This is a genomic window from Sphingomonas sp. Ant H11 (assembly GCF_000797515.1).
Classification (GTDB): Bacteria; Pseudomonadota; Alphaproteobacteria; order Sphingomonadales; family Sphingomonadaceae; genus Sphingomonas.
Genome location: NZ_JSBN01000006.1, coordinates 1 through 13,497 on the forward strand (window position 1 = coordinate 1; position 13,497 = coordinate 13,497).

Genomic DNA, 13,497 nt, shown 5'->3' on the forward strand with positions numbered 1-13,497 from the left:
CAGCGAAATATTCGCGACGTCGTTGGAGATCGAGAAAGTGGTCAGCGCGCCGCGCGTCATCAGCAATTGCTTGCCGAGGCCGACGATCTCGATCAGCTTGGTCGGGTCGCTGTCGAGATCGACCATATTGCCTGCCTCGCGCGCTGCCTGCGTGCCGGTGTTCATCGCCACGCCGACGTCCGATTGGGCGAGGGCAGGGGCGTCGTTGGTGCCGTCGCCGCACATCGCGACGAGCTTGCCGCCTTCCTGTTCCTTGCGGATCAAAGCGAGCTTGTCCTCGGGCGTCGCCTCGGCGAGGAAATCGTCGACGCCGCTCTCGGCCGCGATGGTGGCGGCGGTCAGCGGGTTGTCGCCGGTGATCATCACCGTGCGGATACCCATCCGGCGCAGCTCGCCGAAGCGTTCGCGGATGCCCGCTTTGACGATGTCCTTGAGCTGGACGACACCAAGCAGACGGTTGCCATCGGCGACCGCCAGCGGAGTGGCACCGCCGCGCGCGATTTCGTCCGAGATTTTGCGCAGGGTATCGGCATTGGGAACATTGCCCAGCCGCATGAGGATCGCGTCGACCGCGCCCTTCACCAACGCGCGATCCCCGATCTGCAGCCCCGACACGCGCGTCTGCGAGGTGAATTTGATCTCCTCGGCCCCCTCCGGCATCGCAATGGCGGCAGCGCCATCGGCGTTGGCGAGCACGACGATCGAGCGACCCTCGGGCGTTTCATCGGCCAGACTGGCAAGCCGCGCTGCCGCGGTCAATTCCGCGAGCGTAACCCCTGGAACCGGCAGGAAGGCGGTGGCCTGGCGGTCGCCGATCGTGATCGTGCCGGTCTTGTCGAGCAGCAGCGTATCGATGTCGCCGGCCGCTTCCACCGCGCGGCCCGATTTGGCGAGCACGTTGAAGCGCACCAGCCGGTCCATCCCGGCAATGCCGATCGCCGACAACAGTGCCGAGATCGTCGTCGGGATCAGCGTAACGAACAAGGCGACCAGCACCGGCACCGCGATGCCGCCATTTGCATAAGCGGCAAAGGCGGGCAGCGTGCCGACCGCGATCAGGAAGATCAGCGTCAGGCCTGCCAGCAGGATGGTGAGGGCGATTTCGTTGGGGGTCTTCTGGCGTTGCGCACCCTCGACCAAAGCGATCATGCGATCGAGAAAGCCCTGGCCCGCTCCCGCCGTCACGCGCACCGTAATCGCATCGGCAATGACGCGCGTGCCTGCGGTCACTGCGGAGCGATCGCCGCCGCCTTCGCGAATGACGGGGGCGCTTTCGCCGGTGATTGCGGCTTCGTTGACGCTGGCGACGCCCGCGACAACTTCGCCATCGGCCGGGATCAGGTCGCCGGTCTCGACCAGCACTTCGTCGCCGACTTGCAGGCGGGCGGCGTCGACCCATTCCCAGGCACCCGCCACGCCAATCAGCTTCTTGGCGCGGAGATCCGCCTTGGTGGCGCGCAGCGCGGCGGCCTGCGCCTTGCCGCGGCCCTCGGCCAGCGCCTCGGCGACGTTGCCGAACAGCACCGTCAGCCACAGCCAGAAGACCAGCTGCCCTTCAAAGGCGGCATGGCCGGTGCCGGTGGCGAGGCCCTTGATGAGCAGGACGGTCGAGAGGCTGGCAACGATCGCCGTGACGAACATCACCGGCGTCTTGATCAGCTTGGCGGGGTTGAGCTTGAGGAAGGCATCCCGGACCGCTGCAGCAAGCAGCGGGCCGGTGAAGAGCGAAGCGTTCTGGTTTGCCATTGGCTTGGACCTTTTAGAGCAAAATGCCGGCGGCGACCTGCGCCTGGTCCGCGATCGGACCGAGCGCGAGCGCGGGCAGGAAGGTGAGACCCCCGACGATCACGATGATCGCGGCGAGCAGGCCGATCCACAGCAGCCCGGTGGTCGGGAACGAGCCCGGCCCCTCGGGCACGCGGCGCTTGGCGGCGAGGCCACCGGCAATCGCGAGCACGGGCAGGATCACCCCGAAGCGGCCGACGAACATGTCGAGCGCGAGCAGCAGATTGTAGAACGGCGTGTTGCCGCTGAGGCCACCGAACGCCGAGCCGTTATTGGCCGCGCCCGAGGTGAAGGCGTAGAGAATCTCGCTAAAGCCATGCGCACCCTTGGCGAGCGGCCCCGCGAGCCCGGCCCCGGTGACGCAAGCCACGGCGGTGAGGCCGAGGATGGCGAGCGGCGGCACGGCGATGGCGATCACCGCCAGCTTCATCTCACGCGATTCGATCTTCTTGCCGACATATTCAGGGGTACGGCCGACCATCAACCCGGCGATGAACACCGCCAGGATGCAGTAGATCAGCACCGCATAGAGGCCCGAGCCGACGCCGCCGACGACGAGTTCGCCAAGCTGCATGTTGAACATCGGGACGAGACCACCGATCGCGGTGAAGCTGTCGTGCATCCCGATCACCGCGCCGCAGGAGGTGGCTGTGGTGATGACGGCGAACAAAGCGGTGGCGGCGATGCCGAAGCGGACTTCCTTGCCCTCCATATTGCCCCCGGCGACGCCAAGTGCGTGGTGGATCGGGTTGCCCGCCGCCTCGGCCCCATAAGCGACCGCGACGCGACGAGGAACAGCAGCATCATGGCAGCCAGGATCGCCCAGCCCTGGCGGATGTTGCCGACCGCCTTGCCGAAGGTAAGCGTGAGCCCTGCGCCGAGCACGAAGATCGTGATCATCTGCAGGAAGTTGCTGAGCGCGGTCGGGTTTTCGAACGGATGTGCGGAATTGGCGTTGAAGAAGCCGCCACCATTGGTGCCGAGCATCTTGATGGCGAGCTGCGAGGCGACCGGGCCGACCGCGATGGTCTGCTTGGCGCCTTCCACCGTCGTCGCGACGACCGAGGGGCCGAAGGTCTGCGGCACGCCCATCACGACATAAGCGAGCGCGAGCACGATCGAGAGCGGCAGCAGCAAATAGAGCGTGGCGCGGGTGACATCGACCCAGAAATTGCCGATGCCCGATGCCTGCTTGCGGGCGAAGCCGCGGATGAAGGCGAAGGCGACGGCAATGCCGACGGCTGCCGACAGGAAGTTCTGCACCGTCAGCCCCGCCATCTGGCTGAGGTTCGACAGCGAGGATTCGCCACCGTAATTCTGCCAGTTGGTGTTGGTGACGAAGCTGACCGCGGTGTTGAAGGCGAGCAGCGTCTCCATGCCGCCAAACCCTTGCGGGTTCATCGGCAACACGCCCTGCAGTTTCAGGATCGCGAACAGCAGCGCGATGCCGCCCACATTGAACACCATCAGCGAGACGGCATAGCCGACCCAGCTTTGCTCGGCCTTGGGATCGATCCGGCGAGCTTGTAGAAGCCGCGTTCGAGGAAGCCGAGCGGCATCTCCTTGCGGGCATAGAGGGCGTACATCCAATCCCCGGCTGGCTTGGCCAGCGCGATGATCAGGACGGTGAAGAGCAGGATCATGCTCCAGCCGGTGAGGGTCATGGCCGTGCCTCCCTCAATACCGCTCGGGCTGTGCGAGCACGGCCAACAGATAGATCAGCACGATGACGGCGACGACGCCGCCGAGTAAGAGGTCAAAGGACATTGGGCCCGCCTGTGATGGTTCAGGCGACGTCCCTGCGCCGAAGCGGCGTTAGCGCGCGCGGGGGGATTGCGGGCGGCGGGCGTAAAGCGGGCGTAAAGTGCGGGGGCTCGCCGGCTAGGCCGCGAACCATAAAATGGGGACTGCCTTTGCAGGGGACGGAACGGCAAAAAGTGGTGGGATGCGGACACGCCGTTGATGGCGGGAATTGGCAGGTTGCGGTCGTTCCGCATGGCTACCGCTAACGGCAGTTTTTGCTGCAACCTCCCATCGGCGCATCGCAATGGCGTCCGGCGGAACCGTACACCTTGACGTGCTCGCTGCGAAGAGCGCCCGCGTCAGGCTCTCAAACTCTTCCCATGCGGCGGGCGGGGCGATCTGGCTGTCTTAGAAATTATCGTGTGATCGCCATTGAAATGCGAGACTTCAGCATCGACAAGACGACATGACTGCGACCAATCCTCCGCCTGATGTGCGCTTCAGCGAGGGCCTGGCATTCGAGCTGAAATCCTGGCTCGATCCTGCTAAGCCTCCTCATCAGGCCGTGATCGTCAAAACGCTGATCGCGCTGCGTAACCATGGCGGCGGCACCTTACTCATTGGCTTCCAAGACGATGGGCGCCCCCGAGAAGACGATGCGCCCTACGATATTGCGGCCCGCTATCACCTCGATCGGATTCAGGAATTGGTCTCCCGCTACGCGTCGGAGCCCTTCGAAGTCCGAGTAGAGCTCCTCGACCGCAACGCCCGCCAACATCCCCGGATCAATGTCGCTGCCGGGGTCCGAACTCCAGTCCGCGTCAAGGCGACGATCGTGCAAGAGCGCGATGGCGAACCCGTCATCTTGCTTGCGAAAGGGGAGATTCCGATCCGCACTCTCGCCAGCAATGGTCGACCCAGTACTGTCGCTGACTGTTCCAAGGACGATTTGGAGCGGCTGATGCAGGTGTGCTTTGACAACCGCGAAGCGACATCGCTCGTTTCATCCGGCGCAATTTGACAGACATCGGACCGGCTATCGCGGAAATCATGTCGACAGGAGGACTCGCGCCCCAGCCGAGCGGCAGCCAGCTGGCAGCGGACTTTCTTGATGTCGGCGATCGACACTTCGCCGAGGAATATGATCGTCGCCAGGTGCCTGCCGAGATCGCCGAATTGCGAGGATGGGGCAGTCGGGAGGTCGCCTTGGTGATCAGCCCGGCTCCGGATGGCTTTCGCGCAAATCATGATTTCCTGCGGCGGATGCTGTCTGCCGTACCCCGCTACAGTAGCTATCCGCCATGGCTCGACACCGCAGTAGGCGGCATCGAGAGCGAAGCAAAGGTCCGCGAGGGTCGCTGGGAAGCGATGCTCTATGTTTCCGATATCTTCGATGCTCTCACGTTCGAGATGTTCGATCCAAACGGCCAATTCTACGAACGCCGCCTGAACCTGCTCGACGTGATCGCGCGCCGCAACCAAGCGAGCCCGCGCACCGTGCTCGGTGAACGGCAGGTTATCACGGACGTTGCAGAGGTATTCCTCACCGGCCTCGCTTTTGCAAACGCGATGGGTGTCGCGGATGCAGACCACGAACTGCACTGGGCCTTTCGTTGGACCGGCCTTCATAATCGCATCGTTGATGCATGGTTCGTGGGTGGTCCCAGTCGATACATCTCGGCGGAAGACACCTCCCCGGTATGTCAGGTCAGCTTTCCGGCCGACACGCCCGCGTCCGCGCTCGTGCCCCTGATTGAAAAGGCAATGGTGCCGATGTTTGAGATGTTTCGAGGCTATTCGACTCAAGCTCAACAGATAGACGAGATGCTCACCGCGTTGATCAACCGGCGCTCGCAATACTGACGGTCTGAAGTAGTTCTGCGTGGGGCGGAATGTATCCGGTTAGGCCGCAGTCCTCCTCACGCGCACAATATCAGTCAGCGAAGCGGCACCTCACTCGCGAACTCGATGAAACCAGGCCGCCAAATCTAGTAGTTCAGAACGGCCTCGATCGAGGCGAATGAAGGTCTGCTTCCGGGCCGATTGGCCTGATCGCCGAATGATCCCTTCAAGGGCGCGTTGCCGATCGCCCGCTTTGACCTGCGAGATCGTCAGCTTTCGTCATGACCCGACGTTCACCGGAGATGGGGCAAACGACGCGCTTTGGTCGGAAGGAGACTATCCGCTTAATCTAGTTGGACCAGTAGATATACGTCTCGCCCGGTTTCGGCTTGGTGCCGAGCGGTCGGTCGATCGCGATTGGGGAGCGGATCAGCGAGGGCCAGGCGGGTTTGACGCTGGCGCGGTCATGCGCGGCGAGCAACTGGTCGAGATGCGCGACGACATCGGAGTGCTGTGCGGCGACGTCATGCCGTTCGGTCGGGTCGGCCTTCATGTCATAGAGCAACTCCACATGCGGCAAATCGAGCGCCTGCAGCTTCCAGTCGCCGTCGCGCACGGTGCGATAGCGGCCGCTGCGCCAGAACAGGGTTTGGTGCGGCGTGCCGCTCTGCTTGCCGTCGATAAACGGCAGCAGATCGACCCCGTCGAGTGCGCGGTCCTTGGGCAGCGGGGCATTGCCCGCATCGCCCGCAGTGGCAAAGATATCGAAATGGCTGACGGGGCCAGCGATGCGCGCGCCCGGCTTGATCCGCGCGGGCCAGCGCATGAAGAACGGCACCTTCACCCCGCCTTCGAAGAAGGTTGCTTTCCACCCACGATATGGGCGGTTGATGTCGGGCAGGCCGATATAATTGGCACCGCCATTGTCGCTGGTGAAGATGACCAGCGTGTTCTGGTCGAGCCCCTGTTGCTTGAGCGTCGCCATCACTTGCCCGACCCCGCGGTCGAGCGCACGGATCATCGCGGCATAGACGCGCAGGCGATGGTCGGTGATCTGGGGGAGCGCGTCATAATCGGCCTTCGACGCCTGCAGCGGCGTGTGCGGCGCGTTATAGGCGAGATACAGGAAGAACGGCCGGTTGCGATTGGCGGTGATCGCGGCCTTGGCCTGCACCGTCAGATAATCGGTCATGTAGCGATCGGGGTGGAAGCGCTGCCCGCCATTATATTGCACGCTGAACGGCAGGTTCGCCCACAGGAACTTGTCGATCGGATCGAACGGCTGTTTCGAATTTTCGACGTCGGGGCTGGATTCGGGCAAATACATCTGGCCCCCGATCATAAAGCCCAGGCTCTCGTCGAAACCCTGATCCTCGGGCCGCATCCCCTTTGCTTCGCCGAGGTGCCATTTGCCGAGGTGCATCGTGTGATAGCCCTTGCCGCGCAGCAGCTCGGCAATCGTCACCTCGCTCGACGGTACGCCCTTGGGTGCCGTCGTGGCGGGCTGGCGCGCGGCGTCCTCGTCGAAGATCGTCTTGTGTTCCCATGTCGTCGGGAAATTGGCGATGGTGCGCGAGAACATGGCGTCGGTGCGGATCACGCTCGACGGAAACCAGGCGGGCGGGTGCGTATCGGCGGGCGTAAATTCATACCCAAAACGCGTTGGATAGCGCCCGGTCATCAACGCGGCGCGACTCGGTGCGCAAGTGGCATTACCGGCATAGCCGTCGGCGAAGGTGACGCCATCATGCCCCAGCGCGTCGATATTGGGCGTCTTGACCAGCCCGCCCGCAACCCCGCCGCCATTGAAGCTGATGTCGTTATAGCCAAGGTCGTCGGCGACAATCAGCACGATGTTGGGCGGGCGCGTGCCCGCCGGAATGGCGGGGGCGGGGCCGCGCTGCCAGGTTACTGCGTGCGTTGGATCAATGTGCGGCCCCATCCAGCCCGGCAAATGCAGCAGGATATAATCCTTCGATGCGACCGCAGTGCCGACTACCAAGGCCAGGACGACGAGCGTGATTTTGCCCCAGTGTCTCATCGCCCTGCGCGCCCAGCAAGGTGCGCGATGCGAGCAGCAGCACCGCGATCATGCCGGCTTCAACGCTAATCGGCGGAAAGGCCGTGTTGGGCGCTCCGTCAAGGACCAGGCTCACGACACGTCCGCCAATTGCGATTCCGAGCAGCGATAGCGGCACGCGCAGCGGGGCGGTTTCCTCGCGCCAGGCCCCGAGCAGCGCGAATACTCCGCCGGTGACGAAAAAGGCGGTGAAATCGGCGCGCACCGTCGCGAGGCCCTGCGTGCCAAGCGGCGTGAGAAAGAAGCGCGCGACGGCCTGTGCCGGATCCAACAGGAACGCCAGTCCCAAGACGATGTTGAACAGGCCGACCAGCCCCACCACCGCCCGCATCAGGTTCCGCATCGCTCGCCCCCTTGTTTCTTGCATCGTAGCAGCGTCGTCCGACTCTGCAATGTCACGGCACGCTGCGTGCCATTATCGCCGCGCCAGTCCCTGTTGCTCCATCCGCCATTTGAGCTGGTCGAAGCGGTCCTGTCCGAAAAAGGGTTCACCCTCGAACACCATCAGCGGCACGCCATAATGCCCGCCGTCGCGCTGTGCCGCCTGGTTGATGACGACGATCTCGACATAGCGTTCCGGTTCGGCCGCGACCGCAGCGTCGAGTTCGGCGAGGTCAAGGCCGGCCTCGGCGGCGGCGCGGGCGAGGTGATCGCCCTCATGCCATCTGCTCACTGCCCCACTCCAGAGCAGTCGCCCCACCGCCTCGAGAAAGGCGAGGCCACGCCCGCGTTCTGCCGCAGCGACCCCAAGATGCGTCAGACGGTGGATATAGGGCTGGTCGAGCGGATAGGTGCGGGTCGCGAAATCCATCACCACCGGATCGGGCTGCGCCCAGCGGAACGGCATCCCCACAAAGGCGGCGCTGCGACCGATATCGCGCAGGAAATAGCTAAGCCACAGGGGATCGTTGCTGGTGAAGAAATCGGGTTGGCGAACCGCAATCGGATAGACCGGCCGAACCCGCGCCACGACGTCGAAATCGCGTTCCAGTTCGATCAGGCGCGGCGTCACCAGATAGGAATAAGGCGAACGGAACGACCAATAGAGATCGTAGGTGAGCGTCATGCGCCAAGCGGCTTGGTGCGGATGTTGAGCTGCCCGGCAAGCCCGGCGACGCGATGCTTCTCGATTGCCTGGTAATCGGGCGATTGCACCATCGCCAGCATCGCCGCCCGTGACGGGTAGCGGGCAAGCGCGACCATGTCCCACGGCTCGTCCATGGTGCCGAGCATCAGTTCGCTGACCGCACCGGCATAGAGCGCTTCGCCACCGACCGCCGCCAGGCAGGCCCGCACCGCCGCGCCATAGCGGGCATAGGCCTCGCGCCCGCTCAGCATGGCGTCGGAGCCGTCCGGATATTCGGCATGGTCCTTGAACTTCAGCAAATTGACCATCACGAACGGCCCGTCCTCGGGCGCGCTGAAAAAGGCGGCGGCCTGTTCGGGGGGAGGAAAGACCGCGTTGGTGACGTTCATGCCGATGCTCCGGTGCTGCGAATGAAGCTATCGATCAGCGCGCTCAATCGGTCGGGCGCGTCTTCCTGCAGGAAATGGCCGCCACCCGCGATGATGGTGTGCGGCTGCCCGCGGGCGCCGGGGATGCGCTCGATAAAGATCTTCTCGCCGCCTGCGGTCACCGCATCCTTGTCGCTGAAGGCGGTGAGGACGGGCTTGTCGAAGCGTTCGAGTACCGTCCACGCCGCGCGGTTTTCGGCAACCGAGGCGTGCTCTGGCGTGACCGGTACCAGGGTCGGGAATTGCCGCGCGCCTTCCTTGTAGCTTTCGTCGGGGAAGGGGGCGTCATAGGCCGCGATCTCGTCGCTGGTGAGCTCGCGCACGGTCCCGCCATTGACGATCGCGCCGACCGGGAAGAGCGGCACATTCTGGCTGAAGGCTAGCCACGCATCGAACCCCGCCGACGATCCGGTGCCGACCGGCAGTCCGGTATTGGCGATCACCAAGCGTGCGAAGCGATCGGGAAAGGCGGCGACCAGGCGCAGCCCGATCAGCCCGCCCCAATCCTGACAGAACAGCGTAATGTCGCGCAGGTCGAGCGCGGTGAGCCAGTCGGACATCCAGGTGACATGGCGTTCATAGGTGTAATCGGCGCGTGCGGCGGGCTTGTCGGATTTGCCGAAGCCAATCAGGTCGGGCGCGATCACGCGGTGCCCGGCAGTGGTGAGCGGTGGCACGAACTTGCGATAGAGATAGGACCAGCTCGGCTCGCCATGCATCAGCAACACCGGCGCGGCGTCGCGCGGCCCTTCATCGATATAGTGGATTCGCAGGGGCGTCCCGTCGCCGTCGGTGACGGTTTGATAGTGCGGCGCGAAGGGATAATCGGCCAGCCGCTCGAACCGGGCCTCGGGCGTTCGTAAAACCTCCACCGCGCTCTCCTTATGGCATGTATCGTGCCAATAGAGTCGCGGGACGTCAAGCGCCGATAGCGGCACCTCCATAAAGGGGAGGCACCGCTATCGATATCGCGGTCGGGAAAGGTCAGTCCGAAAAGGGATCGCGGACGAGGATCGTGTCGTCGCGCTCGGGGCTGGTCGAGACCAGCGCCACCGGACAACGGATCAGTTCCTCGACGCGGCGGATGTACTTGATCGCCTGTGCGGGCAAATCGGCCCAGCTCCGCGCGCCTGCCGTCGTTTCGTGCCAGCCGGGCATGGTTTCGTAGATCGGCTCGACCTCGGCCTGATCGGCGGCATGCGCCGGGAAATAATCGAGCGTTTCGCCGCGCAGGCGATAGCCGGTGCAGATCTTCACTTCGTCAAAGCCATCGAGCACGTCGATCTTGGTCAGCGCGATGCCGGTGATGCCGCCGACCGCCGCCGATTGCCGCAGCAACACCGCATCGAGCCAGCCGCAGCGACGCTTGCGCCCGGTGACGGTGCCGAACTCATGGCCGCGCTCGCCCAGGCGGATGCCGATCTCGTCTTCCAGCTCGGTCGGGAACGGACCCGATCCGACGCGGGTGGTATAGGCCTTGGCAATGCCGAGTACGAAGCCGACCGCGCTCGGCCCCAGGCCCGAACCGCCCGCCGCCGTGCCCGAAATGGTGTTGGACGAGGTGACGAACGGATAAGTGCCGTGGTCGACATCGAGCAGCACGCCCTGCGCGCCTTCAAACAGGATGCGCTTGCCATTCGCGCGCGCATCGTTGAGCACGCGCCAGGTCGGTTTGGCGAAGGACAGTACGAAATCGGCGATCTCGCGCAGTTCCTGGACCAGCGCGGCGCGATCGATGGGCGGTTCGCCGAAGCCTGCGCGCAGCGCGTCGTGATGCGCGGTCAGACGGTCGAGCTGGGCATCGAGCGAATCGAGATGCGCCAGGTCGCACACGCGAATCGCGCGGCGGCCGACCTTGTCTTCATAAGCCGGACCGATGCCGCGCCGCGTGGTGCCGATTTTGCCCGCCCCGCTGGCATCTTCGCGCAAGGCATCGAGATCGCGGTGGAACGGCAGGATCAGCGCGCAGGTATCGGCGAGCATCAGCGTGTCGGGGGTGATCGTCACGCCCTGGCCGCGCAGTTTTTCGACTTCGGCCTTCAGCGCCCACGGATCGAGCACCACGCCATTGCCGATGACCGAGGGGGTTCCGCGCACGATGCCCGAGGGGAGCAGCGACAGCTTGTAGACGCTCTCGCCGACGACGAGCGTATGGCCGGCATTGTGCCCGCCCTGGAAGCGCACGACGACATCGGCGCGTTCCGCCAGCCAGTCGACGATCTTGCCCTTGCCCTCATCGCCCCATTGGGCACCGATCACTGCTACATTTCCCACGGTGTCTTGCTGCCTGATTGTTACGTTTTCGGTGCAGCCCTAATGTGCAGGGGGCAGAGGGTCCATTGTTATTGCGCGCTGCGCCGGCGGCTGGGGCATCTGGCCCCGCGATACATCCTGCGACACTTGTTTTCTTGCGGCCCAAAAGACCGGCGCTTACCAAGTTGCGCACGCGTAATGACCAAGGTCCGGGAGCTTTGTGATGCGGAAACACCTTTTATCTGGCGTGATGGTGGCGGCGCTCACGTTCGCAACGACTGCCGATGCGCAGGGGCCGCTGCGCAAGATGATGATGAAGCGCTGGATGGAGCGCCAGCAACAGCAGCAGCAATCCGGCCCCGCGGGGACTGACATCGCTTATGGCAGCGATCCGCTCCAGCATCTCGACTTCTGGCATGCGACCAAGGCAAATGGCGCTGCGCCGCTGGTAATCTTCGTGCACGGCGGCGGCTGGGAGGCTGGCGACAAGGACATGGCGCGCGGCTCGGCCAAGGTCAGCCACAGTCTTGAGCGCGGCTACGCCTTTGCGTCGATCGGCTATCGGCTGGTGCCGTCCGCGACGGTCGAGCAGCAAGCACAGGATGTCGCCGATGCGATCGCGGTGCTGGTGCGGCAAGCCGCGACGCTCGGCATCGATACGCGGCGGATCGTGCTGATGGGGCATAGCGCGGGCGCGCATCTCGCGGCGCTGGTCGGCACCGATCCGCGCTATCTCGACAATGCGCACTTGCGTGCCGATGCGCTGAAGGGCGTGATCTTATTGGACGGGGCGGCTTATGACGTGCCGCGCCAGATCGCCGAGGGCGGCACATTCATGCACGACCGCTATCTGGAGGCCTTTGGGAGCGACCCGGCGCGGCAAAGGGCGCTGTCGCCGACCTTCCATGCCGCCGCGCCCAATGCGCCGAGCTTCCTCATTCTCCACGTCGCGCGCAAGGATGGCACCGCGCAGTCCCAACAATTGGGCGAAGCCTTGCGCAAGGCGGGCACACCGGTCGAGGTGCAGGGTTTTGCAGGCAGCGGCCTCAAAGGGCACATGGCGATCAACCGGCAATTGGGCGAAAACGCTTATCCCGCCACGCCGGTGGTGGACGCCTATCTCGACCGTCTGTTCGCGTGAGCGGTGCCTAGACCGCCCGCGCTTCGCCTTCCGCCAGTACGTGCGTGCACAATTGCGCCTTGGGCGTGTCGCCTGCCTCGAGCGCCGCGACGGTGACCCAGCCCGCCGCGCGCATGGCGGCGGCTACCGCCGGATCGGTGCCGAGCGGGACGAACAGGCGGCGACGGTCGACCTCGGCCAGCCCGGCCGCGACAATGGCGTCGGCGTAGAGCGAAAAGCCGACCGCCGATTCCTCGGCACCGCCTTCGTGCATGATCGTATAGGTGCCGCCGCGCCCGATTTCGCCGCGCACGCCGCGCGCGAAAATCGAGAAGCCGAGCCAGCTTTGATATTCGAAGCCGTGGCGCTCGGTCGGGTCGAGCGTGAGCGCGACGCGGCCTTGCAGGCCCTCGGCGATTTTCCACAAGGCATCGAGTCGCGAGGTCAGCGCGCCCCCCCGCATCGAACGCGCAGAGCCGGGCGTGCGCGGTTTCGAAGGGGCCTGCCGCCTCGATCAGCGGGAGATAGGCGGGGGCGATCGCGGCGACGCCGCCCGCATCCTTGGCGTCGAGCCGGTCGCGCAGCGCATTGATCTGGGGGGCGTCGATCGGGAAGGGGCCGTTGGCGAGGACGTCGATCAGGTCGGGCAGGGTGAAGTCGATCGAGATGTCGCTGACGCCTGCGGCCTCCAGCGCGGCGACCGCAACTTCGACCACTTCGCGCGCCGCCGCCACGGTATCGAGGCCGATCAACTCGCAGCCGATCTGGCGCAATTCACGTTCGGGGGCGAGTTGCGAGGCCCGCAGTTTCAGCACGGGGCCGGCATAGGACAGCCGCACCGGGCGCGGGTGGTGGCCCATGCGGGTCGCGGCGATGCGGCCGATCTGCGCGGTCATGTCGGGGCGGATCGCGAGCGTCGCCTGGCTGACCGGATCGACGAAGCGCACCGCATCCTGCGCGCGCGCGGCCTTCAGGCGACCGGCGAGACCGGCCTCGAACTCGGCGAGGGCGGGGTCGGCACGTTCATAGCCATAGGCATAAGCCGCGGCGAGCGCAGCGGCTTCGAGGCGCGCGGCAGCGTCGGCGAAGGGCGGGAGCCGGTCGCGGAAACCGGTCGGGAGGAGGGCGGTGGTCATGCGGGTAGCCCTCTCCTTCGGGG

At 65.0% G+C, this 13,497-nt stretch carries 11 protein-coding genes and 2 pseudogenes; 3 read left to right on the top strand and 10 right to left on the bottom strand.

Annotated features, from left to right (window positions below; genetic code table 11):
• The 3 genes and pseudogenes from kdpB to NW75_RS23370 form a co-directional block, all read right to left on the bottom strand.
• Positions 1-1,746 (bottom strand): potassium-transporting ATPase subunit KdpB (gene kdpB, locus NW75_RS01775; RefSeq protein ID WP_033963354.1); only part of this gene is annotated, 1,746 nt, incomplete at its 3' end.
• 13 nt (positions 1,747-1,759) lie between these two features.
• Positions 1,760-3,449 (bottom strand): annotated as a pseudogene (kdpA, locus tag NW75_RS01780) (potassium-transporting ATPase subunit KdpA).
• Positions 3,450-3,462: 13 nt separating this feature from the next.
• Positions 3,463-3,552 (bottom strand): potassium-transporting ATPase subunit F, encoded by a 90-nt coding sequence (locus NW75_RS23370; RefSeq protein WP_081988579.1) that lies wholly within the window; start codon positions 3,550-3,552, stop codon positions 3,463-3,465.
• A gap of 442 nt (positions 3,553-3,994) precedes the next feature.
• Here NW75_RS23370 and NW75_RS01785 point away from each other — a divergent pair, with 442 nt between their 5' ends.
• Positions 3,995-4,549 (top strand): AlbA family DNA-binding domain-containing protein, encoded by a 555-nt coding sequence (locus NW75_RS01785; protein ID WP_033963356.1) that lies wholly within the window; start codon positions 3,995-3,997, stop codon positions 4,547-4,549.
• Positions 4,546-5,391 (top strand): hypothetical protein, encoded by an 846-nt coding sequence (locus NW75_RS01790; protein WP_033963358.1) that lies wholly within the window; start codon positions 4,546-4,548, stop codon positions 5,389-5,391. Before NW75_RS01785 ends, NW75_RS01790 begins: the two co-directional genes overlap by 4 nt.
• A gap of 328 nt (positions 5,392-5,719) precedes the next feature.
• On the opposite strand, the gene NW75_RS01795 is transcribed toward NW75_RS01790, so the two are convergent.
• From NW75_RS01795 to NW75_RS01820, 6 genes are all read right to left on the bottom strand, one after another.
• Positions 5,720-7,372: a sulfatase-like hydrolase/transferase gene (locus NW75_RS01795; RefSeq protein ID WP_231564878.1), complete on the bottom strand. Its 1,653-nt coding sequence runs from the start codon at positions 7,370-7,372 to the stop codon at positions 5,720-5,722.
• Entirely contained in the window at positions 7,296-7,793 is a 498-nt protein-coding gene (locus NW75_RS01800; RefSeq protein ID WP_231564879.1) for a DUF4345 family protein, read from the bottom strand. The genes NW75_RS01795 and NW75_RS01800 overlap by 77 nt, the downstream gene beginning before the upstream one ends.
• Before the next feature lie 72 nt (positions 7,794-7,865).
• A complete protein-coding gene (locus tag NW75_RS01805) occupies positions 7,866-8,516 on the bottom strand; it encodes a 2-hydroxychromene-2-carboxylate isomerase (protein ID WP_033963362.1) in 651 nt (216 codons plus the stop codon).
• Entirely contained in the window at positions 8,513-8,926 is a 414-nt protein-coding gene (locus NW75_RS01810; RefSeq protein WP_033963364.1) for a DUF1330 domain-containing protein, read from the bottom strand. Before NW75_RS01810 ends, NW75_RS01805 begins: the two co-directional genes overlap by 4 nt.
• The gene (locus NW75_RS01815; protein WP_033963370.1) at positions 8,923-9,837 is read right to left on the bottom strand and encodes a haloalkane dehalogenase; all 915 of its coding nucleotides are present in this window, start codon (positions 9,835-9,837) and stop codon (positions 8,923-8,925) included. The genes NW75_RS01810 and NW75_RS01815 overlap by 4 nt, the downstream gene beginning before the upstream one ends.
• Before the next feature lie 112 nt (positions 9,838-9,949).
• Positions 9,950-11,239 carry an adenylosuccinate synthase gene (locus NW75_RS01820; protein ID WP_033963365.1) on the bottom strand — a complete coding sequence of 430 codons (1,290 nt, stop codon included), beginning with the start codon at positions 11,237-11,239 and terminating at the stop codon, positions 9,950-9,952.
• Between the two features lie 286 nt (positions 11,240-11,525).
• Here NW75_RS01820 and NW75_RS01825 point away from each other — a divergent pair, with 286 nt between their 5' ends.
• Positions 11,526-12,359 (top strand): alpha/beta hydrolase, encoded by an 834-nt coding sequence (locus tag NW75_RS01825; RefSeq protein ID WP_405052981.1) that lies wholly within the window; start codon positions 11,526-11,528, stop codon positions 12,357-12,359.
• Positions 12,360-12,366: 7 nt separating this feature from the next.
• Here the strand turns inward: NW75_RS01825 and NW75_RS01830 are convergent.
• A pseudogene (locus tag NW75_RS01830) lies at positions 12,367-13,474 on the bottom strand (ATP phosphoribosyltransferase regulatory subunit).
• Positions 13,475-13,497 lie beyond the last annotated feature (23 nt).

Bases quoted from the DNA above. Each gene is read 5' to 3' on its own strand.
- NW75_RS01810 (WP_033963364.1), bottom strand. From the start codon at position 8,926: ATGAACGTCACCAACGCGGTCTTTCCTCCCCCCGAACAGGCCGCCGCC.
- NW75_RS01805 (WP_033963362.1), bottom strand. From the start codon at position 8,516: ATGACGCTCACCTACGATCTCTATTGGTCGTTCCGTTCGCCTTATTCC.
- NW75_RS01800 (WP_231564879.1), bottom strand. From the start codon at position 7,793: ATGCGGAACCTGATGCGGGCGGTGGTGGGGCTGGTCGGCCTGTTCAAC.
- NW75_RS01825 (WP_405052981.1), top strand. From the start codon at position 11,526: ATGATGATGAAGCGCTGGATGGAGCGCCAGCAACAGCAGCAGCAATCC.
- NW75_RS23370 (WP_081988579.1), bottom strand. From the start codon at position 3,552: ATGTCCTTTGACCTCTTACTCGGCGGCGTCGTCGCCGTCATCGTGCTG.
- NW75_RS01785 (WP_033963356.1), top strand. From the start codon at position 3,995: ATGACTGCGACCAATCCTCCGCCTGATGTGCGCTTCAGCGAGGGCCTG.